The organism is Trinickia sp., assembly GCF_036503415.1.
GTDB lineage: Bacteria > Pseudomonadota > Gammaproteobacteria > Burkholderiales > Burkholderiaceae > Trinickia.
The window spans coordinates 62,884-85,845 of sequence record NZ_DASXWY010000005.1; the positions used below are offsets into that span (position 1 = coordinate 62,884).

Consider the following 22,962-nt stretch of genomic DNA (forward strand, 5'->3'; position numbering starts at 1 on the left):
GGGTCAGGGCACCGCCAGCCGCGCGACGATGGCGTCGATGAGCGCCTGCGCCAACTCGTGCCGGCGCAACTCGTAGATCGGCGTAAAGAAGACGCGATGGCCGAGCGCGGCGGGCAGCACCGCTTGAATGTCGTCGGGGCTCACATGCGAGCGGCCGCCCAGCCACGCGTTCACGCGTGCGGCGCGCACGAGCGCACTCATGCCGCGCGGGCTTGCCCCGGCCAGAATCAGCCGATCCATCTCGACGCCTTCGAGCGCCACGCCGAAGCGTTGCGGCGCTTCGGTCGCCTGCCAGATCTCGAGCAGATAGCGCTCGATCGCCGCGCTCGCGTGAATGCCCCGCTGGATCGCCGCCCCCATCGCGTTGAGCCGTTCCCAGGCCACGACGCCCGGGCGCACCTGCTCGACGAGCGCATCCGCATCGTGAAACGCCGTATCGAAGACGAGCGCGCGCCGCACCTCGGCGTCCTCGGGGGTCGGCATATTGAGCTCGAAGAGAAACCGGTCGCGCGCCGCCGAGGCGAGCTCGAAAGTCTCCTCTTTCTCGACCTTGTTGCGATCGGCGAACACCGTCATGTGCGGGAAGCGATATTCGCGATCGAACGCCGCGACCGAGCGCTCGGCCATCGCCCTCAGCAACAGCGATTGAACCTGCGGACGGGCGCGGTTGATCTCGTTGAAAAAGAACGTGGTGAGCTGCTCGCCGCGCCGCAGGAGCGGCCCCGGATCGATGCGAGGCTTACCTTGCGCATCGACATAGGTGTGATAGACGAGATCCCCGGGCATCAGGTCGATCGTGCCTTCGATGCGCTCGAACGCTCCGCCGACGGCACGCGCGAACGCGCGCAACACCGTGGTCTTGCCGACGCCCACCCCGCCTTCGAGCAGGACGTGGCCGCGCGCGAACAGCGCGACGGTGATCAAGCGAATGGTCTGCTGCTGGCCGATGACGACCTTGCCCACCTCGTCTTCGAGGCGCAAGGCGTCGCTACGCCAGTCTTGAAGCTCTTCCCCCAATGCCATCGATCGATCCCCCACCCGCCGCATAGCCGAGCGCCGCGCGCGAAACGCGCGCTCCTCGCGCAAGGCCGCTTCGGCCGGCCCCGGGTCTAAGCAGAGTTCATGCCGAAGCGAGGGGACGAATGCGCGCGTCGCGCCGGGCGTGCCTGGCCGTCGAAGGACGGACGCTTGCCGCGCAAGCAACGCTGTCTGTCACGGCACGCCGGGACAGACTGTCACCGAAAGGACAGAGGGGCCGCCCGCGCAGACGTTGCGGGGCGGATCGAGACATTCGCCGCGAACGATCAGCGGGCGATGCGATAAAAGAACAGCGCCGTGCTGCCGGCAAACATGCCGAACAGCGTGAGCGCCATTGCCATTGCGAGATCCATGCGTTCTCCAGAGGGACGGGAGGGGCGGCACCGGCAACCGTTTCGGGCGGCACGAAAGTCGCATTATGGGCATCCCCCCATGCCGGACAAAGTCGAGATTTCCCGAGCAAGGGTTTTTCCCAAGCCGCAGCTGGCGCACAATACCGGCTTCGGCGCACACCGGCCCGGTGGCCTGCGCCGCCTCTTCCCCGCTACCCACGGACCATGATGACCCGCTTTCAAGATCACGACATCGTAGAACTGCGCCACGGCGACTCGCTCATTCGCGTCGCACCTCAATTCGGCGGCCGCCTGCTCTCCTGGGACATCGGCGCCGAACCGGTCATCTACTGGCCCGATCAGGCGGATTGGAGTCAGCTCGCCCGTGTGCGCGGCGGCAATCCGCTGCTTTTCCCGTTTCTCGGCCGCCATCGCGTGGACGGCCGGCTCGGAGAATGGCGCGATAGCGCGGACGTCGTGCGGCACATGCCGATGCACGGCTTTGCGCGCGATTTGCCGTTCGCGGCCACGGTCGATGCCGACGGGCGCGGCATCCGCATGACGCTGACCGATACGGAGGAGACCCGCGAAGCCTACCCGTTCGCCTTCCGTTTCGAAGCCTGCTACCGGCTCGTCGATGACCAGACGCTCGAGGTGTCGCTGACCACGGCCAATACCGGCACCCAGCCGCTGCCGTCCTACCCCGGCCACCATTTTTATTTCGCACTGCCGCATGAGATGCGCGCGCACACCACGCTCGAGCTGCCCGCGACGGACCGGCGGCACCAGCTCGACGACGGCGCCATCACCGCGCCGGTCCCGGGCGAGCCGAGCTACACGCTCGACGAGGCACGCATCCACGACCGCTTCCATTGTCTGCGTGCGATTCCGTCCGCGCCGATCAGCATCGTCTGCCCACCGCTTCGCAAGCGGATCGAGATCGATCTCGACCGGCCGGGTTCGGTGCCCTGGTATGCGGTGACGACGTGGACGGAGAAAGACACTTCCGACTTCTACTGCGTGGAACCCTGGCTCGGGCTGCCCGACGCGATCCATAACGGCTTCGGCTTGCGCTGGATCGCCCGGGGGGAGAGCCACACGGCCATCCTGCGCATTTCGGTCTCGAATATCGGCTGACTGCCGACTGACCGTGGGCTGACTGCCGGCTGACTGTGGGCCGACATCGCCGCCGCGCGCTCGCAAGCCGTTAAAATCCGACGTTTGGAGCGCGCCGCGCCGCCCGCCGGGGCTGCCGCGGCTCGCTCGTGTCGTTCAAGCGAGGATCAATGTCGAGAACAACGATGAGGCGGCTGGCCGCCGCCGCGATGGCGGCGACGCTGGCCGCATGCGGCACGCCCGGTGTCGCGCCGGGGTACTACCGCGTGGAACGCGGGGACACGATATCGAAGATTGCGCGTGCACACCGCCAATCGATACCGAGCATCGTGCGCTGGAACAATCTCACGAACCCCGATGCCATCGAGGTCGGACAAGTGCTGCGCGTGGCCCCGCCCGGTGCGGGCTCGACGCGTACCGCACCTGGCGACGTCCGCACGACACCCGGCACCGCCTCCGCGGGCGTCACGCCCCGCGCGGGTTCCGCGACGGAGGCCACGCCCGTGCCCTCCTCGCGCATCGCGCTCGTATGGCCCGCCCAAGGTACGACCGTGCGCACCTTCGATGGCGCCAGCTCGAAGGGCATCGATATCGCCAATGCGGTGGGGACGCCCGTCGTCGCCGCGGCTGGCGGAACCGTCGTCTACGCGGGCAACGGCCTGCGCGGCTACGGTAATCTGCTCATCGTCAAACATAACGCGGACTATCTCACCGCCTATGCTCATAACAGCAAATTGCTGGTACAGGAAGGCCAGACGGTCTCGCAAGGCCAGCAAATCGCCGCCATGGGCGACAGCGACAACGATCGGGTCGCGCTGCACTTCGAATTGCGGTACAAAGGACAGTCGATCGATCCCGCGCGCTATCTCCCGACACGTTGAAAGCGCAACGGTCAGTAGTCCTGATGATTATTGCGCCTCTCGCACGACGCCCGCCGCTCGCCAAAAAAAAGGCCCGGCAGTGCCGGGCCAACGGGGGTTCGGCGCATTGAGGCAAAGGACCGGTTCGCCGTGCGCCGAGTAGCAATCTAGTCGTTCGGTGCAACGCCCACAATCGCCGGGGGGCCGCAAGTGATCTGAATGTCCGGCAAAGCCGAGGTAATGTCAGGGAAACGATGATTCAATGAGGATTAAGCTGATTTAACGGCGAAATCTTTCTTCAGAAATTATTATGTAATTGCGGTCATTTCCAATCAGTTCAATCAAGCGTCGGACGAATTGCTGGAGCGAGACAGATATGCTGACGAAGACCGATACCTACGAAACCCTCGCGCGTTCTTTCGCGTGGCACATTCCCGCACGCTACAACATTGGCGTCGATGCGTGCGACAAATGGGCCGATGGAAGCGGCCGCCTTGCCCTCGTATACGAAAGCAGCGACGGCACGATCGCGCGCTACAGCTTCGACGACTTGAAGGCGCTCTCGAACCGGCTTGCATCGAGCTTCGCGGCTCGCGGCATTACCCGCGGCGAGCGCATCGGCATCTTCCTGCCGCAGGCGCCCGAAACGGCGCTTGCCCATCTGGCGGCCTACAAGCTGGGGGCGGTTGCCGTGCCGCTGTTCGCGCTGTTCGGTCAGGAAGCGCTCGAATATCGCCTCGCCAACAGCGGTGCCGCGGCACTCGTCACGAACGCGGCAGGCCTCGCGAAAATCGCACCGATCCGCGCCGCGCTGCCCGAGTTGAAAGCGGTGTACTGCATCGATGGCGACGCTCCGTTCGCGGCGCTACCCGAGGCGCTCGCCTTCTGGCCCGAGCTCGAATCCCACTCGCCCGAGTTCACGCCAGCCGATACGCACGCCGACGACCCCGCGGTCATCATCTATACCTCGGGCACGACCGGCAAACCGAAAGGTGCGTTGCATGGCCACCGCGTCCTGCTCGGCCACCTGCCCGGTGTCGAGATGCCGCTGTCATTCTTCCCCGACCATGCGCGGATGATATGGACGCCGGCGGATTGGGCCTGGATCGGCGGACTGCTCGACGTTCTGCTGCCCGCCTGGCACCACGGCGTGCCGGTGCTTGCGCGCCGCTTCGAGAAGTTCGAGCCCGAAGCCGCGTTCGATCTGATGGCCCGCCATGGCGTCACGCATGCGTTCTTGCCGCCCACGGCGCTCAAGATGCTGCGTACGGTCGGCTCGCCGCGCGAGCGCTACGCGCTTTCGCTCGTCGCGGTTTCGAGCGGGGGCGAATCGCTCGGCGAAGAGTTGATCGAATGGGGCCGGGCGGCGCTTGGCGTCACGCTCAACGAGTTCTACGGGCAAACCGAGTGCAACGTCGTACTCAGTTCGTGCAGCACGCTGTTCGAGCCGCGCATCGGCTCGATCGGCAAAGCCGTGCCGGGCCATCGCGTCGCCATCGTCGACGACGAAGGACGCGAACTGCCGCCGGGCACCGAAGGCAACATCGGCATCCGTTCGCCCGATCCGGTGATGTTCCTCGGCTATTGGCGCAATGAGGAAGCGACCCGCGAGAAGTTCGCCGGCGAGTATCTGCTGACGGGCGATCTCGGCGTGCTGGACGAGGACGGCTTTTTCCGCTTCGTCGGCCGAAACGACGATGTCATCACGAGCGCCGGCTACCGGATCGGCCCGGGGCCCATCGAAGATTGCCTGCTCGGCCACCCCGCCGTGCGGCTCGCGGCCGTCGTCGGCGTACCCGACCCGACGCGAACCGAGATCGTCAAGGCGTTCATCGTACTGAACCCGGGCTTTGCCCCGTCGCCCGCACTGGAGCGCGAAATTCAGGAGCACGTGAAGACGCGCCTTGCCGCGCACGAATATCCTCGGGCCGTCGCTTTCGTGACGAACCTGCCGATGACGGCGACCGGCAAAATCATTCGCCGTGCGCTGCGCGAGAGCCCGCCCGACTCGGTTTAGGCGCGACCCGCGATGGCGGGCGTCAGGCCATGCGCCGAAGCACGCCGTCGCGCAAAATGAAGTGATGATAAAGCGCACCGGCGAGATGCAGGCCGATGAGACCCAGCAACCCCCAGGCGAGCACCTGATGAAGGTCGCCCATTTCATGGCCGAGCGGCGAGCCGGTGGGGGAAAGCGCCGGCAACGGAATGACGCCGAATAGCGTGACGTGCCAGCCGCGCGAGGAAGCGTTGATCCAGCCCATCACCGGCTGCACGATGAGAAGCGCATAAAGAAGGCCATGCGTGAGGCGCGCGACGAGGCGCATCGAGGGTGTCGTTTCGACGACGTCGGGTTCGCGTCGCAGCAGGCGCCAAACGATTCGTACGAGCATGACCGCGATGATGACGGTGCCGATCTCGAGATGCCACGTAATGAGGCCGACCGGCCGGGTCCCTCTATGAATCGCGGGCATCGTCCATGCGAGCGCATACTGCACGACGATCAGTGCGACGATGAGCCAATGCAAAGCGCGGGCAAATGGGTCGTAGCGCGAAGTCGAAATCGCTGCCATGAGCGGATGTCCTTTGAAGTGAAAGATCGGGTAGCCATTTGAGCGACGACGGATTTTAGCGTGCCGGACAGTCCGCAACATTACCGCCCGTTACCCGATACAACCGAGCATCGAAAACCGGCAATCAGTTATAGTGACGCCCGCCTTGAACCGCATATTCCCATCATGAGTTCCGAACATCCCGACGCCGGCAACGGCCAACACAGCCCGCTCTATCTGAAACTGCTCGGCGAAACGGCCAAGATCGGCTGGAGCGAGCTCGAGCGCTTTTTTGCGCGGGGCATGCTGCTGCTCGTCGCACGCGATCTCGACCTCGTGAGCGTGGCCGAAGCCGTTGCCGCAGACGATTCGCAACAAGTGGCGCAATGGCTGTCGGCCGGGCTCGTCGAGCGGCTGCAAGCGGAAACGGCGGCCGAATTCGCCGAGCGCGACCCCGAACTCTGGGCTGTCGTCGTCTCACCGTGGGTCTGCGTGCAGGCGCGCGGCTGACGCCCCCCGCTTAGCGCTGCGCTATTCCTCCGATTCGCCAAGAAGTGTCCTAATATGTACTCGTCGCTTCATGGCGAAAGGAGGCATCCATGGACGCTGAATCGATCGCCGGCCTGGTCGGACTCGGAGTGGGCCTGCTGGTGCTGGTCGGGCTGACAATCTTCGAATCGCGCTCGTACAAGCGCGAACATGGCGAAGGCATCCTTCACCACTGGCTCTCGGCCCATCACATGCTCGACTGGCGCCGGAAACACTGATGGCGTCGAGCGTCGCGCGCACCCCGCGTGACGCCTGCGTGACGCCTGTCAGGTCGATGCGAATTGCCGAAGCGCGGCTTGCTCCGCAGCCAGCGTCGCGGGCAGTTCTGCGCGCATGAAATCCACCCACGTCCTGATCTTCGCATCGAGATATTCGCGTGACGAATAGAGCGCGTGGATGTTCATCGGCTGCGACGTATAGTCGGGCAGGACCCAACGCAGGTCGCCGCTTTTCAAACCTCGCATGACCGTATAAGTCGGCAAGACGGCGATGCCCATGCCCTCGCGCACGGCCATTGCCATTGCCTCCGCGCCGTTGACCTGAAACGGTGCGGGAGGCAGCACGAACGTTTCGGCGCCGTTGGGGCCGTCGAAATCCCATTTGTCGAACGTCGAACCCGGCGTCACGAGCCGCAGACAGACGTGATCGGCCAGTTCGCCCGGCGTTTTGGGCACACCGTGCGTTTCGAGATAGGCGGGCGATGCGCACGCGATGCTGAACGCGGTGCCGAGCCGCTGCGATATCAACCCCGAATCGGGCAGGTGGTAGCCGAGTACCAGCGAGACGTCGAAGCCTTCGTCGAGCAGATCGGGGGTGCGCTGCGCCAACGTGAGTTCGACCGACACGTCCGGGTAGCGCTGCCGGTAGCGGCCGATCGCGGGCACGACGTAATGTCCGCCGAAGCTGGCCATCGCGTGCATGCGCAGTTTCCCCGACGGTCGCGCGTGCGCATCGCTTGCTTCGGCCTCGGCCTCTTCCACGTAGGCAAGGATCTGCTGGCAGCGGCGCAAGTAACGCTCGCCCGCCTCGGTGAGCGCAATGCGCCGCGTCGTGCGATTCAAAAGACGCGTGTGCAGATGCGCCTCCAGATCGGATACCGCGCGCGAAGCATAAGCGGTCGTCGTATTCAAATGCTGCGCGGCCGCGGTGAAGCTGCCCGATTCAACGACGCGCGCGAAAACGCGCATGTTCTGAAGCGTGTCCATAGCCGGTTTTCCCTTCAACGATGCGGCTCGATTGTTGCACGGCCCGCAACGTCGATTATCTCAAAATCCGCAAAGATCTCTTACATCCTTACCGCTTATTCCACAATGAGGCAAAAAATATAATCGATTCGGTCTATTACCGCTGTCGAGGAGAGAATCGTGCTACTGCGGATCGGGAAACGAGGCATGGTGTTCTCGTTTCTTGCACTACTGATGATAATGACCGGCTGCGCAAGCACGCACGGCATTACACCGCAGGCGCAACTGCCGGACGCCGCGACGCTCGATGTCGGTCCCGCCATCGACGCGGCGAACGCGAGCGCGCAGTGGCCGAAGACCGACTGGTGGCAAGCGTTCGGCGACCCGCAGCTCGATACGCTCGTGCATACCGCAATCGCGTCGAACCCGACACTCGCGGCGGCTTCGGCCCGCGTGCGCGAAGCGGCGTCGATAGCAGGCGTGGCCGAGGCAGCCGAAGGTCCGCAGGTCGCCGGCAGCCTCGACATCACGCGACAGCACTGGCCGGAGAACGTCTATTACGGTCCCGGACCGCTCGCGGGACGCACCACCTGGAACAATACGGGCGCCTTGCGCCTGTCTTACCGCCTCGACTTGTGGGGGCACGAAAAGAACGCGACCGAGCAAGCGCTCGATGTCGCACACGCACGCGCGGCCGATGCGCGTGCCGCCCAGCTCGAAATCGAGGCCAACGTCGTACGCGCTTATATCGATTTCGCTCAGCATTACGCCTTGCTGGATATCGCGACCGATGTGCTCGCGCGCCAGCGGCAATTGGCCGACCTGGCGCGGCGGCGCCTCGCCGGTGGCATCGGCACGCAGCTCGAGCTCAGCCAGGCCGAGGCGCCGCTGCCCGAGTATGAACGGACCGTCGAGGCGCGCCGGGAGGCCATCGAACTCGATCGGAACCAGCTTGCCGCACTGCTCGGCAAAGGTCCCGGTGCCGGCGCCACCCTCGTGCGCCCGGCACTTGCACTGAATGCACGTGCGGAGCTTCCTACCCACCTGCCGGCCGAGCTGATCGGTCATCGGCCCGACGTCGTCGCCGCGCGCTGGACCGTGGCCGGCGAGGCACGCGGCATCGACGTGGCGCACGCGGCGTTCTATCCGAACGTCGACTTGGTGGCAACGCTCGGCGGCTACGCGGCGGCCGGTCCGCTATTCGGTTTCCTGCGCGCTGCGAGCGGCGGCTGGACCGGTGGACCGGCGCTGTCGTTGCCGGTCTTCGACAGCGGCGCCCTGCGCGCGCGCCTTGGCGCAGCCGCCGCGAGCTATGACGTGGCGGTTGCCCGCTACGATCAATCGATCGTCGGCGCGCTCAAGGAGATCGCCGATGCAACGGTGCGCCTGCGCTCGCTGGACATGCAGCAGCACGATGCGGAGCGCGCCGCCGATGCCGCCGAGCGCAGCTATCGCCTCGCCAATCGCGGCTTCCAGCGCGGGCTCACCGATTACGTCAATGTCATCGTCGAAGAGACGCGCTGGCTCGGCGCCAAAGAACGCGTCGCCGAGATCCGTGCCGCGCGGCTCGCGGCCTATGCGACGCTGATGACCGCGCTGGGCGGTGGATTGGCGACGCCCGCCGACGGGCCGGCCGACGAGCACCTGATGCCGGCGCATAGCGTGCAGGCCGCGCGTGCCGGCCTCCGGTCGACACGATGATGGGGCGAGCGATGATGTCCGACAACGCGAACGCTATCGTCTCCAGTACCACGGCTGGGCGCGCCGCGCTGAGCGACTGGTGGGACACCGAGGGGCGCACCTGGATACACGTGGCCAAGGCGCTGCTGGCAGCATTCGCCGCGCTTGCCATTGCGCTGCGGCTCGATCTGCCGCAACCCCGCACGGCCATGACCACGGTCTTCATCGTCATGCAGCCGCAAAGCGGCGCCGTGCTCGCGAAGAGCTTCTACCGGATCGGCGGTACGCTCGTCGGCCTCGTCGCCACACTTGCGCTCGTTGCGCTGTTCTCGCAGCAGCCCGAGTTGTTTCTTGGCGCGCTCGCACTTTGGACCGGCATCTGCACGGCCGGCGCGGCGCGCAACCGCAATTTCCGCTCGTACGGGTTTCTGCTCGCGGGTTATACGGCCGCGCTGATCGGCATTCCCGCCGCGCAGCATCCCGACGGCGCGTTTCTCGCCGCGCTCACGCGCGCGGCCGAGGTTTCGCTCGGCGTCGTGTGTGCCGGCTTCGTGAGCGCACTCGTGTTGCCGCAGCATGCCAGCGACCAGATGCGCAGCACCGTGCGCGCGCGCTTTTCGAAGTTCGTCGAGTACGTGGCATCCGCGCTCGCCGGGAACATGGCACGCGAGCAGATCGAGCGTACCAACGCGCGCTTTCTGGCCGAGATCGTCGGCTTCGAGGCCATGCGCAGCATCGCCGTCTTCGAAAGCCATGATGCCCGCTTGCGTAGCGGGCGCCTCGCTCGTTTGAACCGCGAGTTCATGACGGCCTCTACTCGCTTTCACAGTCTGCATCAGTTGATGAACCGCCTGCGCACTGCGGGCGCGCGCGAGATCATCAACGCGCTCGAACCGTATTTCGCCGAACTTGCACCGATGCTCTATACGCCGGGCGAGCCGGTGCTCAGGGCAGCCGATGCGACACGCTCCGCCGACCGGCTTCAGCACTTCAAGCGCGAGCTGCCAAGCCGCATGCGCGCAACGCGCGGGCAGTTGAGCGCGCTATCCGAGTCGGCGCTGCTCGACTTCGATACCGCTTCCGAGCTGCTCTATCGTTTCGTCGACGACATGCACGCTTATGCGCAAACCTATGCGTCGCTCGCAACGGCCAGCCATGCGCGCGAACGTTCGCCGGAGCGCTACGAGCCGAAAACGAGCGCCGTCGTCACCGCAATCGCCGGCGTGCGGGGCGCCATCGTCATGGCCGCGCTGAGCGCGTTCTGGCTCGCCACCGCCTGGCCGAGCGGCGCCACGCTCGTTCTGAACGCAGCGGCGGTTTGCGCGCTCGCGTCATCGTCGCCGCGCCCGACCCGCATGGCGCTGCAAATGAGCATCGGAACATTGCTGGCGGCAGCGGCGGGCGCGATCGTCGTGTTCGGCGTCTACCCTCGTATCGATGGGCTTACCCTCCTGTGCGCGGTGCTGGCGCCGCCGCTCGCGTTCGGTGTGTTTCTTGCCACGCGCCCCAAGCTGGCCGGCATCGGCGCGGGCTTCTGCATTTTCTTTTGTGTGCTGGCGGGGCCCGACAACGTCATGCAGTACGATCCGGCCGGATTTGCCGACAACACGCTCGCGCTGATTTTGTCGATGGTTGCCTGTGCCGCCGCGTTCGCTGTGCTGCTGCCGCCCTCCACGCCCTGGCTCATCGGCCATCTCGTCGCGGACTTGCGGCGCCAGGTGGCGCTCGCCTGCCGCGCGCCGCTCGCCAGCGTACGGGCCCGCTTCGAAAGCCGCGCCCGCGATATCGCATTTCAGGCTTACGCGGTGGCCGAACGCACGCCGGCCGCGCAGCGCGATGCGCTGGCCTGGCTCGTCGCCGTGCTCGAAGTCGGCCACGCCGTGATCGACCTGCGCGGCGAGCTCGTCGGGCTGCCGCGCGACGCGCGTTATGCGCCGACGATGCCCTGGCGGCGCAGCATCGCAGCCGCGGAGCGCGAGCTTGCGGCGCTGTTCGAACGCCCGCGCGGCAGGCGTCTCGACGCGGCGCTCGCGGCGAGTGTCGACGCCATCGCCGCCACCCGGCAGGTGCTCGTCGCTTTTGCGCCGCCACGCGAAGAGCGTCATCGCCTGCAGCGCATCCTGAGCCACTTGCACTTCCTGCGCACCGCGCTGATGGATCCGCAATCGCCGCTCGCGGCGTTCGCCTCGCACGGGCGGCGCGCGAACGAAGGCGGCGATGTGCCGCCCCACCATGGAGCTCGCCATGCCACGTGATCTCGCCATTTTCGGCGCCTACGTACCGGCCATCGTACCGCTTTGCGTCGGCGGTGCCGCGCTCACCTGGCTGCTCGATCGCCTGCTTGCGGCCGTGGGGCTGTATCGCCTCGTCTGGCATCCGTCGCTGCTGCGCGCGAGCCTGCTCGTGACCGTATGCGGCGCGCTCGGCCTGGCCGTCTATCGTTGAATCATCGTTCGAGCCCATCATGAACACTTCCGCAGCTCACCATCCGGCATGGCGTTACGTCATCAGCTTCATTGCGACGGCCCTGGTGTTCGTCGCCGCGCTGGCGATCGGCCGCACACTCTGGATTCACTACATGGACGAGCCCTGGACACGCGATGGGCGCGTGCGCGCCGAGATCGTCAATGTTGCGCCCGATGTATCCGGTGCTGTCGTCGATCTGCCTGTCGTCGATAACGGGTTCGTCAAGAAAGGCCAGGTGCTGATGCGCATCGACCCATCGCACTATCAGGTTGCCGTCGAGCAGGCCGAAGCGGCCGTCGCGGCGCGCCGGGCCGAATGGCAGATGCGCCGTGCCGATGCCCAACGGCGCGCCGATATGGACAGTCTCGTCGTCTCGAAGGAAAGCCGCGAGAACGCTTCGCAATCGGCGGCGTCGGCCGAAGCGCAGTATCGGCAGGCACTCGCGGCGCTCGACGCGGCGAAGCTCAATCTTGCGCGCACGACCGTCGTCTCGCCTGTGGACGGGTATGTCACCAACCTGTCGCTTTACCGCGGCGACTATGCGACGGCGGGCGCGCCGAAGCTTGCGATCATCGACAGCCGCTCGTTCTGGGTCTATGGGTATTTCGAGGAAACGAAGCTGCCGCGCGTGAAGATCGGCGACAAGGCCGAGATTCGCCTCATGAGCGGCGGCACGCTGAAAGGCCATGTCGAAAGCATTTCGCGCGGCATTTACGACCGCGACAATCCGCAAAGCCGGCAACTCGTCGCCGATGTGAATCCGACGTTCAACTGGGTACGTTTGGCTCAGCGCGTGCCGGTGCGCATCCATATCGACGAGGTGCCGGCGGGCGTCATGCTTGCCGCCGGCACGACGTGTACGGTGGTTGTTTCGCCGAGTTGATCGGGATCGGCGCTTGAATATGCGCGGTCCCGAACCTCACCGGTGCCTGGCGCGCAACCGGTCTTCTCTGACGCGCTCGTCGTGCACTCGCTGTTCGTGGATGCGCTCGTCGTGCACTCGTTGCTCATGAACTCGTTCGTCGTGCAACCGTTGTTCGTGGATGCGCTCGTCGCGCAACCGTTGCTCATGAACGCGTTCATCATGCAACCGCTCCTCCCGTAACCGGAGTTCGCGCACGCATTCGCGATCCGGCCTCGCCCCGGGTAGCCGGGCCTCTTCGCAACGTCCCGCCCGGGCAGACCCGGCGCACGCCTGCCCTGGCGCCGACGCCGAGCACGACGGGTCGCCAGGCCCGGGAAAAGCCTGCGCCAGCGCGTTTGCCGATGCAAACCACAACGCGCACGCCGTACTTCCCGCCAATACCGATAAGCGCATCGGCAACATCCGATCTCCTTGACGAGCCGGACATGAAGATAACGCGCGCATTCCGGTCGCTCGCAGGGAACGAGCGAAACGACGTACCGTGGAGCGAATGCTGTTACGCATCGCTCATCGGCTTGCTTGCACCTATGGCGTGCCGTGCAGGATCGCTACCGTCTGCACGCCATAGCGTACGAGGTAACCGCCATGCTCGGCCTGCCAGGCGCGGGCCGTTGCGTGGTCAGGAAACCAGTTGGTCGCGAAATCGGCGAAGCATCCCGCATCGAAGCGCAATGCATCGAGCTCGGCACGCGGACGCGTATCTACGCCGCGCTTGCAAGCGGCCCAATCGGGGTAGCCAAGCTCGGCCGCGAGCATGTTGAGTACGTGCTTGAGCCGAATCCCTTCGCGCGCAGCGAAGAGTTCGGCGAGCGTATGCGCCGGAACCACACTGGCCGCCTTGATTCGCCTCAGCACGGGCAAAGCGCGGCTTGCGTCGGCGTGCGCGGCGCGCAGCAACCGGCGCGCATGGTGGCGCAGAAACTCGACGTGGGAAACATCGGAACGGGTGGGATTGGCGGTGGACCACATGAACGCTCTCCTTTCATTGCGCCGTTCTCGCTGCGGCTTGAAGGTCGAGGTTGCGATTGCGTCCGAGAGGATCGTTCGACTGCTAGGCAGGTGCGGCGGCTTTCGCGAGAACGGGCGCCCTGCCGCGCCCGCCGCGCATTCTAACGCGAGATTGGAGGATGTGCACGCGGTGGCGGTCGGCAGTCGTTGCAGCGGGTTACCTTCGCCGGAACCAGCGCGCCGCTCGCCTTCCTCGCCAACTCACCCGTGCAGCTTGAACTTCCCAACGAGCCGCTTGAGCGCCTTGGCCTGATCGTCGAGCGAACGTGCCGCCGCGGTCGCCTCTTCCACAAGCGCCGCGTTCTGCTGCGTCCCCGCATCCATCTGCGTGACCGCGCGGTTGATTTCCTCGATACCCGAACTCTGCTCCGTCGATGCCGCGGAAATCTCGCCCATGATGTCGGTGACACGCTTGACCGCCTTCACCACCTCATCCATCGTGCGACCCGCGTCCTCGGCCAGCGTCGAGCCGTTTTCGACGCGTTCGAGCGAGGTGTTGATCAGCGTCTTGATTTCCTTGGCCGCGGCGGCACTGCGCTGCGCAAGCGATCGCACCTCCCCCGCGACAACGGCGAATCCGCGCCCCTGCTCGCCCGCGCGTGCCGCTTCCACGGCCGCGTTGAGCGCCAGAATATTGGTCTGAAACGCAATGCCGTCGATGACGCCGATGATGTCGCCGATATTCTTCGCGCTCTCGTTGATTTCGCCCATCGTCGTGACGACGCGCGAGACCACCGAACCGCACGTCGACGCAATCTCCGAAGCGTTATTCGCCAGCGAGCTCGCCTGCTTCGCGTTATCGGCGTTTTGGCGCACGGTTGAAGTCAACTGCTCCATGCTCGATGCGGTGCGCTCGAGCGAGACGGCCTGTTGCTCGGTGCGCTGCGACAGATCGAGATTACCCATCGAAATCTCGCCTGCCGCCGACGAAATAGCCTCGGCACTCGCCGCAATCTCGCCCACCGTCCCAGCAAGCCCGGTGCGCATTTCCGAGAGCGCGTAGAGCATGCTCGACGTGTCCTTCTTGCCGAGCGCGATCGGGTGCGAAAGATCGCCCGATGCGATCTGGCTCGCGATGTCCTTGGCATAGACCGGCTCACCGCCCAGCTGGCGCGTCAGGCGCCGCACGACCCACTCGCTGACGACGATGGCGACCCCGATCAACGCGGCCGTCATCGCGGCCATCATGACGAAGGACGATTTGAAGATGAATGCCGATGCGTCGATCGTCGCTTTCGCCTGGGCGCCGCGCGCGGCGACGAGTGCATCGACGAGCTTTTCGAGCTTGCCCGTTTCCACGAGCAGCGAGACATCCTGCATGCCGACTTGCCAATTCATTTGCGACAGGTCGAGCGGCTGCGCCTTCATGAGCGTGACGAAATCGCGTAGATGCCCGGCCCAGGCCGATACCGCCGCTGACAGCTTCGTTTGCTGCTCGAGCGCGGCCTTGTCACCGACATCGGTGTATTGCTTGAGCGTGCCGAGCTCGCCGTTGATCGCGACAAGACCCCTGTCGATTTCGGCTCCGAGTTCGTCGCGTTCCTTGGCCGTCGTCGCCGTAAGCAGCATCTTTTGCGCGCGGCTCGAGCGCAGCATGTTGCCCCGCACCTCTTCCGCGGCCCGGCTGGCCACATGTCCCTGTTCGTAGATCGACCGGGAGGAGTCGTTCAGGCGGCTGATCTGCGCGAGGGCGAATATGCCGATCGCCAGCGTACCGGCGAGCAATACCGCGAATGCCAGTCGCAACGACATCTTGACCGACAGTCCGCTCAGACGCCCCTTTACGCCGACGCCGCGCGATCTGCCGTCCGCCACCGCATCATCGGGCACGAACTTCGCGCCCGCACGCAATCCCCGCGAAACCACCTTCATGCAACCCCCTTCTTCTGGATAATGCCCCACCTTGTGGGCGGGTTGGACGGCACATGCGGCCGCTACCGTTGGTCAACGGCATATTCGGCGGCCTTCTTGAGGCGCGGAGCACGAGTGAAAACCCGCATTCCGCACGCATTTTTTGCATGCCTTTCCCGCATGCCGGTGGGGTTATAACGTGTCAAAAAGCGCCGGAACAGGAAACCCGGCATGCTTTGCGGGTAAGCCGAGCGCTACCGCGGCGGATCATCGATATACCGGCGCATCCGACGATGATGTCTCGTTGGCGACAAACAATGTCCGAGTTGTCTTTTTAAGACAACCTACACTTACGAAATCGGACCGGCACCGCTCGGCCTTCGTCCGGGTCTTGCTCGCGCCCGCGTCGCTCGACGAAGCGACGGATGCTCACTCATTTCAGGATGCCTGGCATGCAAAAAAACGCTCTCGCGGCGAATGCCGCGCCTAACATGCCCGCCCCCACGGCTGCCGCCGGCGGTATACAGCGCACCGTTTATTCCGTTCTGGGGGCAATCAGCTTCTCGCACCTGCTGAACGACATGATTCAGTCGCTCGTGCTGGCGATTTATCCGATGCTCAAAGCGAACTTTTCGCTGTCGTTCGCGCAAGTCGGCCTCATCACGCTGACCTATCAGATCACGGCATCGCTGCTGCAACCGCTCGTCGGGATCTATACCGACAAGCGTCCGCAGCCGTACTCGCTGCCGGTCGGCATGGGGTTCACGTTGAGCGGGCTGCTCTTGATGTCCGTTGCCCCGAGCTTCGGTGTACTGCTCGTCGCGGCGGCGCTCGTCGGATGCGGTTCGTCCGTGTTCCACCCCGAGTCGTCGCGCGTGGCGCGCATGGCCTCGGGAGGCCGCTACGGGCTCGCGCAGTCGCTGTTTCAGGTGGGCGGCAACGCCGGTACCTCACTGGGCCCGCTGCTCGCCGCGCTCGTCATCATTCCTCACGGCCAACGCAGCATCGCCTGGTTTTCGGTTGCGGCGCTGGTCGCCATCGTCGTGCTCGCGCAAGTCGGCCGCTGGTACAACCGGCATCCGGCCACGAAGAAAAAGGCGCGGGTCCGCGCAGGCCACCCGTCACTTTCCAGGCAACGCGTCGCGCTCGCTATCGGCGTGCTGGTGCTGCTCGTGTTCTCGAAGTACTTCTACCTCGCGAGCATCAACAGCTACTTCACCTTTTATCTGATCGACAAGTTCCATCTGAGCGTGCAGGCCGCGCAGATCCATCTGTTCGTCTTCCTGGCGTCCGTCGCGGCGGGGACGATCGTGGGCGGCCCGATCGGCGATCGCGTCGGGCGCAAGTATGTGATCTGGGTGTCGATCCTTGGCGTCGCTCCGTTCACGCTGCTGCTGCCGTACGCGAATTTGTTCTGGACCAGCGTGCTGACCGTGCTCATCGGTCTCGTGCTCGCCTCGGCGTTCTCGGCCATTCTGGTCTACGCGCAGGAGCTGATCCCGGGCAACGTCGGGATGGTGGCCGGCTTGTTCTTCGGGTTCGCGTTCGGCCTCGGCGGGATCGGCGCAGCCGTGCTCGGCAAGCTGGCGGACGTGACGAGCATCGACTACGTCTACAAGGTCTGTTCGTTCCTGCCGCTGATCGGCATTCTCACCGTCTTGCTGCCCGACGTCGAACAAAAGCGGCAAGCTCGCGCCGCCTAGTCCAAGCACCTTGCCCCGCACATCGCGGGGCTCAATTCGTCCGAATTCTCCCCCCCGCGGCGGGGGCGAGAACTGAAAACGACTACCTTGCGCCATCGGGTCCACCGTTACCGCAAGGAGTCGTGAATGACCGTTTTCCAGCGAGGCAGAAGCACTCGCCCCCTGGCGTTGCCGCCTGTCCCCGCATCGCGTGCCCTGCTCGCCACCCTCCTGTCGAGCATGCTAGCCGCATGCAGTGGCGGCGACGACGCGCCCGCGGCCACTGCCAGTCCCGCCCCCGTCGACGCACGGCCGCCCGCCGATCCGCTCTTCCACTACCAATGGCATCTCGTCAATACCGGCCAGCTCGTCCGTCCCGACCGCTGGTGGCGGGGGACGCCGGGTGTCGATATCAACGTCGCGCCCGTGTGGAACCAGGGCTTCGAGGGTCACGGCGTCACCGTTGCGGTGGTGGACGACGGCATCGAGATCGGGCACGAGGACTTGCGTGCCAACATTGCCAGCGGACTGAGCCGCAACTATGTGACGGACGGTGGGGACCCCACTCCTTCCATCGAGGAGAGGGCTCACGGCACGTCCGTGGCGGGCATCATCGCCGCCGCGCGCAACAGCCTCGGAGGCGTCGGCGTTGCGCCCGGCGCCAAACTCGCGGGCCTCAACTTACTGTTGAGCAGAAACGAGTCCGACCTCGCCGACGCGCTGGGTCTGGGCATCGCCGATGGCCGCATCGCCGTCTCCAACAACAGTTGGGGCTCCGCCAACGTTGCCATGCCCGGCATGCGCGATGTGATCGAAGAGGAGATCGTCCGCAAAGGCGTCGACGAAGGCCGCAACGGTAAAGGGATCGTCTACGTTTTCGCCGCTGGCAACGGCAACAAGGATTTCAATGAGTCGACGCAGCCCCGCCTGCCTCACTACGGATGGAGCAACTTCGACCGCTATGTACCGACGCAAGCGCTAGCGGTATGTGCCGTCAACGCAAACGGCGTTGCGTCCGAGTATTCGTCGAACGGTACGAACCTTCTCGTCTGCGCGCCGAGCGACGACATGCCCGACGCGCGCGGCGTACCGCAGGGCCCCGCCATAACGACGACAAAGCCCTACGGCAAATACACGCATGAATCGGGCGGCACCTCGTCCGCGGCGCCGATGGTCTCGGGCGTGGTCGCACTGATGCTGCAGGCGAACCCGGAACTGACGTGGCGCGACGTGCGACTTGTTCTCGCGCGCACAGCTCGCATCCTGCCGTCGATGGAAAACGACCCCGGTGCCAATTGGATTACCACTGGCGCGACGAATCCGTACACGGGCAATCCGTATCGCTACAGCACCCGATACGGCTTCGGCCTCGTCGATGCCCAAGCCGCGGTCTCGTACGCGCAGCGCATCAAATCGGTCGGCGGCTCGCATCAGGCGTTCTGGGCGCAGCCATGCGGGGGCTCCGTCAGTGACGACGATCATGCGGCAGAGGCAACGGGTTCCGTCGAGCGAACGTTCAAAATGTCCTGCGGCAACCGCACGGTTGAATTCCTCGAAGCCGACATTGCGCTCGAGCATCCGAATTTCCGCGCGTTGCGCGTAACGCTGGAATCCCCTCGCGGTACCAAGCTGCTGCTGAGCCCCGAGTACTCCCGCTGCGTGGCTTCATACGAGAACTACGGCCTGCCCGCCGAGGCATGCAGTTCCGAAATGTTCGACCACCGCTTCCGGACTCACGCCGTCACGGCCCTCGACGAACCGGTGAGCGGCGACTGGACGCTGCGGATCGAGGATGCCCTGAACACGGGCGAACCGATCCACCTGCGCAGCGCCACGCTTGGCATCTACTGAACGAGGACCATCATGTTACGACCCGCTCTCTTCGCCATGGGCGTTATCACACTGCTTTGCGCCACGGGACAAGCTCCCGCCGTCGCCTCCGAGGCGCCGGCGCCCACTTACTGGTACAACGGCGATATCAAAGTGCCGCTCTACCGCCAACCGCAATTGCATGCCCGGGGCCATCGAGAGACAGCGCCGCGCGGCGCAGCGCGTATCGCGGCCGGACGGAATTTGCCCCCCATCTACGAACGCGCACCGCAGGAGTCGGCCGGCAGCCCGTCCGCACTCACCGTATATTCGACCCGCGCCGATTGGCGCCGCGGAAAACTCATGGTCCAGGCACCGGGCGTCGTGTTCACGGTCGCGGACGGCCAGCGCGCGAAACGCGCCGAGGCTTGGCTCGCTGAACGCGGATTGCGCGCCAAGCCCATTGCAGACGGCGCCGCATACAAGATCGACAACGTCGCGGGCGTACAGGCACTCAACGTGGCAAATGCACTCTATGAGAGCAAGCTCGTGCGCCATGCGCAGCCGAATTGGATGATCGACATCGACCGGCAGTAGTCACGCGACGAATCGCTCGTGGAATTGGCGCTAGGCGCCCGCCGGCGCGGCAGCGTCCGCATAAGCGCGCAAGAAGCGTTGCAGCACGCCCGAAGAATAAGCGCCGGCGATATCGCTCAAGAATGTGGTGAACAAGGCGGTGGCATGATCGTCGGCCGTGTCCGAAATCGTCCGCACGATCGCGTGCGGTACGTCATGCTCATAGCAGACCTGCGCTATGGCCGCACCTTCCATCTCGACGGCCATCGCCTCGGGCAATGCATGCGCCAGCGCGCGTACTTCAGTCGTGCTCGAGACGAACCTGTCACCGCTGATGATCAAGCCACGGTGCACGTGCGGCGCCGCAAACCCAAAGCGTTCGGCCAGCATTGCGCCTTCGTCGGCAAGAAACCGCTGACAGGCGGTTGCAAGCAGGTCGGCCAGCAGCGCATCAGTGGGAAAGTGCGCGCGCTCGAGCAGCGGCACCTCATAGCGCGGGAAAAGCGGCGAAGCGTCGAGATCGTGCTGCAGCGAGGAATCGGCGACCACGATATCGCCCACTCGCACGCCGGGGCCAACGCCACCCGCGACGCCCGTAAAGATCATCGAATGGACACCGAAGACGTGAATCAGCGCGCTCGCGCTGGCGGCCGCCGCGACTTTGCCGACCCGCGCAAGCGTGGTCACGCAGGGCACGCCGTAGGCGGTGCCTACGTGATAGTCGCGCCGGCCGAGCGTCACCGTGCGCGTCTCGCCCTCAGCGCGCATCGCTTCGACGAGATCGCCCAGCTCTTGCGGCAGCGCCGCCAGCACGCCCAGGCGGCGCACGGCCTGCTCGCCGCGGTGTGCGGCGCCCCTGCCGCTATCGTTGTACGTGCCCATCCGCACCCTCACTCGACCACTTGCAGTTTGGCGACGGCGAGTGCGAGCCACTTCTCCCCGTGCCGCTTGAATCGGACATGCGCGCGCGCATCCGCACCGCTGCCTTCGAGCGCGGTGATAGCGCCTTCGCCGAACTTCGTGTGAAACACCTGCTGGCCGACCCGGAAACCCGTATCGGCCGCGCGCTGTTCGTTCGCAAATGCGGGCAGCGGCGCCGCGGGCGCCTCGGCGGCGGCGTAACCGCCGTAGCGTTGTTGCTCGCGGCCGGGCCGCGCGAACCAATCGCGCCCCCAAGCGGCATTGTCGGATCGGCCGCCCCAGCGCGCGCCCGCTTCGGCTTTCGGCGTCAGCCACTTCAGCGTGGCCTGCGGCAACTCATCGAAAAACCGCGAACGCACGTTGTAGCGCGTCTGGCCGTGCAACATGCGGCTTTGCGCAAAAGAGAGGTACAGACGCTCCTTAGCGCGTGTGATCGCCACGTACATGAGGCGGCGCTCCTCCTCGAGCCCGTCCGGGTCGATCGCACTGTTTTCATGCGGGAAAAGCCCTTCCTCGAGCCCCGAAATGAAGACAGCCGTGAATTCGAGTCCCTTCGCCGCGTGCACCGTCATCAGTTGCACGGCGTCCTGGCCCGCCTGCGCCTGGGAATCGCCCGCTTCGAGCGACGCGTGCGAAAGAAAGCCCGCAAGCGGCGTCATCGTGTCCGGGTTTTGCGCGGGGTCGCCCAGCCCCGGCGCGTCGAGTACGGTCACGCCCGCGTCGTCCGGATCGGGCGCAAGAGCCGGTGCGGCGGTAGCGCCCGGTGCGAGCGGTATCGAACGTGCGGGGGTATCGAGACCGTAGCCCTCCTCGCTCACGAACGCGGCAGCCGCGTTGACGAGCTCCTGCAAGTTCTCGAGCCTGTCCTGCCCCTCGCGCTCGCCCTCATAGAAAGCCGCGAGACCGCTCCCGCGCACGACATGCTCGACCGTCTCCGGCAGGCTCATGCGCTCGGTTTCGGCGCGCATCTTCGCAATGAGATTCGCGAACGCGGCAAGGCTCGAACCGGCTTTTCCGGTCACGTAGGGAATGGCGGCCGCCATGGAACAGTTGTAAAGCCGCGCCGCGTCGGCTAGCTGCTCGATCGAGCGCGCGCCGATACCGCGTGTCGGAAAATTCACGACGCGTGTGAAGGCCGTATCGTCGTTTGGATTGTCGATGAGCCGCAGATACGCCAAGGCATGCTTGACCTCCTGCCGCTCGAAGAAGCGCAGCCCACCGTAGACGCGGTATGCAACGCCGGCGTTGACGAGCGTATGCTCGATCGCGCGCGATTGCGCGTTGCTGCGATAAAGGATGGCCATCTCGCTGCGCGCGAGCCCGTTGTTCATGAGCGCGCGGATTTCCTCGACGATCCAGGCGGCCTCCTGCGTGTCCGTGGCCGCCTCGTAGACCCGTACGGGCTCGCCGTGGCCCGCATCGGTGCGCAGGTTCTTGCCGAGCCGGCGCGCATTGTTCGCGATCAGTTCGTTGGCGGCGTCGAGAATGTGCCCGTGCGAGCGGTAGTTCTGTTCGAGTTTGATCAGATGCCGCACGTTGAACTCGCGCTCGAAATCGCGCATGTTGCCCACGTTCGCCCCGCGAAACGCGTAGATGGACTGATCGTCGTCGCCGACAGCGAAGATGGCATTCGACTGTCCGGCCAGCATCTTGAGCCATGCGTACTGGAGCTTGTTCGTATCCTGGAATTCGTCGACGAGGATGTGGCGAAAGCGCGCCTGATAGTGCGCGCGCAGCGGCGCATTGTGCGCGAGCAACTCGTAGCAGCGCAGGAGCAGTTCGGGGAAGTCGACGACGCCTTCGCGCTGGCATTGTTGCTCGTAGGCGCGGTAGAGCTCGACGAACTTCAGGTTGAAGTTGTCGGTGGCATCCACCTGATCGGGCCGCAGCCCCTGCTCCTTCGCATTGTTGATGAAGTACTGCAGATTCTTCGGAGGATATTTTTCGTCGTCGACGTTCAAGCCCTTCATCAGCCGCTTGATCGCCGAAAGCTGATCGGCCGTATCGAGAATCTGGAACGTGGCGGGCAGCGCCGCATCGCGATGATGGGCGCGCAGCATCCGATTGCACAGACCGTGAAACGTGCCGATCCACATGCCGCGCGTGTCGATCGGCAACAGCGCCGACAACCGCGCCATCATTTCACGCGCCGCCTTGTTCGTGAACGTGACCGCGAGCACCGTCGCAGGCGACGCGAGCCCCTGCTGGATCAGCCATGCGATCCGTGTAATGAGCACGCGCGTTTTGCCGCTACCGGCACCGGCCAGAATCAGCGCCGGTTCGTTCGGCAGCGTGACGGCCGCGAGTTGTTCGGGGTTCAGATTGGCAAGCAGATCGGGCATGGAGGGGGCGATAGACGAGGCACGGCGCCCATTATAGCCAGCGGGAGTGCGCCGGCGCTCGCCTACCGGCGCAT

At 65.3% G+C, this 22,962-nt stretch carries 20 protein-coding genes; 13 read left to right on the plus strand and 7 right to left on the minus strand.

Annotation, left to right across the window (positions count from 1 at the left end; translation table 11 throughout):
- Positions 1-3 precede the first annotated feature (3 nt).
- Positions 4-1,023, minus strand: a complete 1,020-nt coding sequence (locus VGL01_RS00580; RefSeq protein ID WP_331566013.1) for a MoxR family ATPase — start codon at positions 1,021-1,023, stop codon at positions 4-6.
- Positions 1,024-1,598: 575 nt separating this feature from the next.
- Here VGL01_RS00580 and VGL01_RS00585 point away from each other — a divergent pair.
- From VGL01_RS00585 to VGL01_RS00595, 3 genes are all read left to right on the plus strand, one after another.
- Complete coding sequence (locus tag VGL01_RS00585; RefSeq protein ID WP_331566102.1) at positions 1,599-2,507, plus strand: aldose epimerase; 909 nt, start codon at positions 1,599-1,601, stop codon at positions 2,505-2,507.
- Positions 2,508-2,656: 149 nt separating this feature from the next.
- A complete protein-coding gene (locus tag VGL01_RS00590; protein WP_331566015.1) occupies positions 2,657-3,367 on the plus strand; it encodes a peptidoglycan DD-metalloendopeptidase family protein in 711 nt (236 codons plus the stop codon).
- A 355-nt stretch (positions 3,368-3,722) separates the two neighbouring features.
- Entirely contained in the window at positions 3,723-5,363 is a 1,641-nt protein-coding gene (locus VGL01_RS00595) for an acyl-CoA synthetase (RefSeq protein ID WP_331566017.1), read from the plus strand.
- A gap of 22 nt (positions 5,364-5,385) precedes the next feature.
- Here VGL01_RS00595 and VGL01_RS00600 read toward each other — a convergent pair whose 3' ends face one another.
- The gene (locus tag VGL01_RS00600) at positions 5,386-5,916 is read right to left on the minus strand and encodes a cytochrome b (RefSeq protein WP_331566019.1); all 531 of its coding nucleotides are present in this window, start codon (positions 5,914-5,916) and stop codon (positions 5,386-5,388) included.
- A gap of 165 nt (positions 5,917-6,081) precedes the next feature.
- On the opposite strand from VGL01_RS00600, the gene VGL01_RS00605 reads away from it, so the two are divergent.
- Positions 6,082-6,405, plus strand: a complete 324-nt coding sequence (locus VGL01_RS00605; RefSeq protein ID WP_331566021.1) for a DUF2288 domain-containing protein — start codon at positions 6,082-6,084, stop codon at positions 6,403-6,405.
- An 89-nt stretch (positions 6,406-6,494) separates the two neighbouring features.
- A complete protein-coding gene (locus tag VGL01_RS00610; RefSeq protein WP_331566023.1) occupies positions 6,495-6,662 on the plus strand; it encodes a hypothetical protein in 168 nt (55 codons plus the stop codon).
- A 48-nt stretch (positions 6,663-6,710) separates the two neighbouring features.
- Here VGL01_RS00610 and VGL01_RS00615 read toward each other — a convergent pair whose 3' ends face one another.
- The gene (locus VGL01_RS00615) at positions 6,711-7,649 is read right to left on the minus strand and encodes a LysR family transcriptional regulator (protein WP_331566025.1); all 939 of its coding nucleotides are present in this window, start codon (positions 7,647-7,649) and stop codon (positions 6,711-6,713) included.
- Positions 7,650-7,835: 186 nt separating this feature from the next.
- On the opposite strand from VGL01_RS00615, the gene VGL01_RS00620 reads away from it, so the two are divergent.
- The 5 genes from VGL01_RS00620 to VGL01_RS00640 are packed head-to-tail and all read left to right on the plus strand — an operon-like array spanning position 7,836 to position 12,879.
- Positions 7,836-9,329: an efflux transporter outer membrane subunit gene (locus tag VGL01_RS00620; protein WP_331566104.1), complete on the plus strand. Its 1,494-nt coding sequence runs from the start codon at positions 7,836-7,838 to the stop codon at positions 9,327-9,329.
- Positions 9,330-9,343: 14 nt separating this feature from the next.
- Positions 9,344-11,563, plus strand: a complete 2,220-nt coding sequence (locus VGL01_RS00625; RefSeq protein ID WP_414720135.1) for an FUSC family protein — start codon at positions 9,344-9,346, stop codon at positions 11,561-11,563.
- Positions 11,553-11,753 (plus strand): DUF1656 domain-containing protein, encoded by a 201-nt coding sequence (locus tag VGL01_RS00630; RefSeq protein WP_331566029.1) that lies wholly within the window; start codon positions 11,553-11,555, stop codon positions 11,751-11,753. The genes VGL01_RS00625 and VGL01_RS00630 overlap by 11 nt, the downstream gene beginning before the upstream one ends.
- Before the next feature lie 19 nt (positions 11,754-11,772).
- Complete coding sequence (locus tag VGL01_RS00635; RefSeq protein ID WP_331566031.1) at positions 11,773-12,657, plus strand: HlyD family secretion protein; 885 nt, start codon at positions 11,773-11,775, stop codon at positions 12,655-12,657.
- Positions 12,658-12,699: 42 nt separating this feature from the next.
- Positions 12,700-12,879 carry a hypothetical protein gene (locus tag VGL01_RS00640; protein ID WP_331566033.1) on the plus strand — a complete coding sequence of 60 codons (180 nt, stop codon included), beginning with the start codon at positions 12,700-12,702 and terminating at the stop codon, positions 12,877-12,879.
- A gap of 345 nt (positions 12,880-13,224) precedes the next feature.
- Here VGL01_RS00640 and VGL01_RS00645 read toward each other — a convergent pair whose 3' ends face one another.
- Together VGL01_RS00645 and VGL01_RS00650 are read right to left on the minus strand one after the other, a co-directional pair.
- Positions 13,225-13,668: a hypothetical protein gene (locus tag VGL01_RS00645; RefSeq protein WP_331566034.1), complete on the minus strand. Its 444-nt coding sequence runs from the start codon at positions 13,666-13,668 to the stop codon at positions 13,225-13,227.
- Between the two features lie 240 nt (positions 13,669-13,908).
- The gene (locus VGL01_RS00650) at positions 13,909-15,579 is read right to left on the minus strand and encodes a methyl-accepting chemotaxis protein (protein ID WP_331566036.1); all 1,671 of its coding nucleotides are present in this window, start codon (positions 15,577-15,579) and stop codon (positions 13,909-13,911) included.
- A gap of 431 nt (positions 15,580-16,010) precedes the next feature.
- On the opposite strand from VGL01_RS00650, the gene VGL01_RS00655 reads away from it, so the two are divergent.
- From VGL01_RS00655 to VGL01_RS00665, 3 genes are all read left to right on the plus strand, one after another.
- On the plus strand, positions 16,011-17,261 hold the full coding sequence (locus tag VGL01_RS00655) for an MFS transporter (RefSeq protein ID WP_414720134.1): 1,251 nt from the start codon (positions 16,011-16,013) through the stop codon (positions 17,259-17,261).
- A gap of 126 nt (positions 17,262-17,387) precedes the next feature.
- Positions 17,388-19,091 (plus strand): S8 family serine peptidase, encoded by a 1,704-nt coding sequence (locus VGL01_RS00660; RefSeq protein ID WP_331566038.1) that lies wholly within the window; start codon positions 17,388-17,390, stop codon positions 19,089-19,091.
- Positions 19,092-19,103: 12 nt separating this feature from the next.
- Positions 19,104-19,646, plus strand: a complete 543-nt coding sequence (locus VGL01_RS00665) for a hypothetical protein (RefSeq protein WP_331566040.1) — start codon at positions 19,104-19,106, stop codon at positions 19,644-19,646.
- Positions 19,647-19,676: 30 nt separating this feature from the next.
- Here VGL01_RS00665 and VGL01_RS00670 read toward each other — a convergent pair whose 3' ends face one another.
- Both VGL01_RS00670 and VGL01_RS00675 read right to left on the minus strand, forming a co-directional pair.
- On the minus strand, positions 19,677-20,507 hold the full coding sequence (locus VGL01_RS00670) for a 5'-methylthioadenosine/adenosylhomocysteine nucleosidase (RefSeq protein ID WP_331566042.1): 831 nt from the start codon (positions 20,505-20,507) through the stop codon (positions 19,677-19,679).
- An 8-nt stretch (positions 20,508-20,515) separates the two neighbouring features.
- On the minus strand, positions 20,516-22,888 hold the full coding sequence (locus VGL01_RS00675; protein ID WP_331566044.1) for a UvrD-helicase domain-containing protein: 2,373 nt from the start codon (positions 22,886-22,888) through the stop codon (positions 20,516-20,518).
- Positions 22,889-22,962 lie beyond the last annotated feature (74 nt).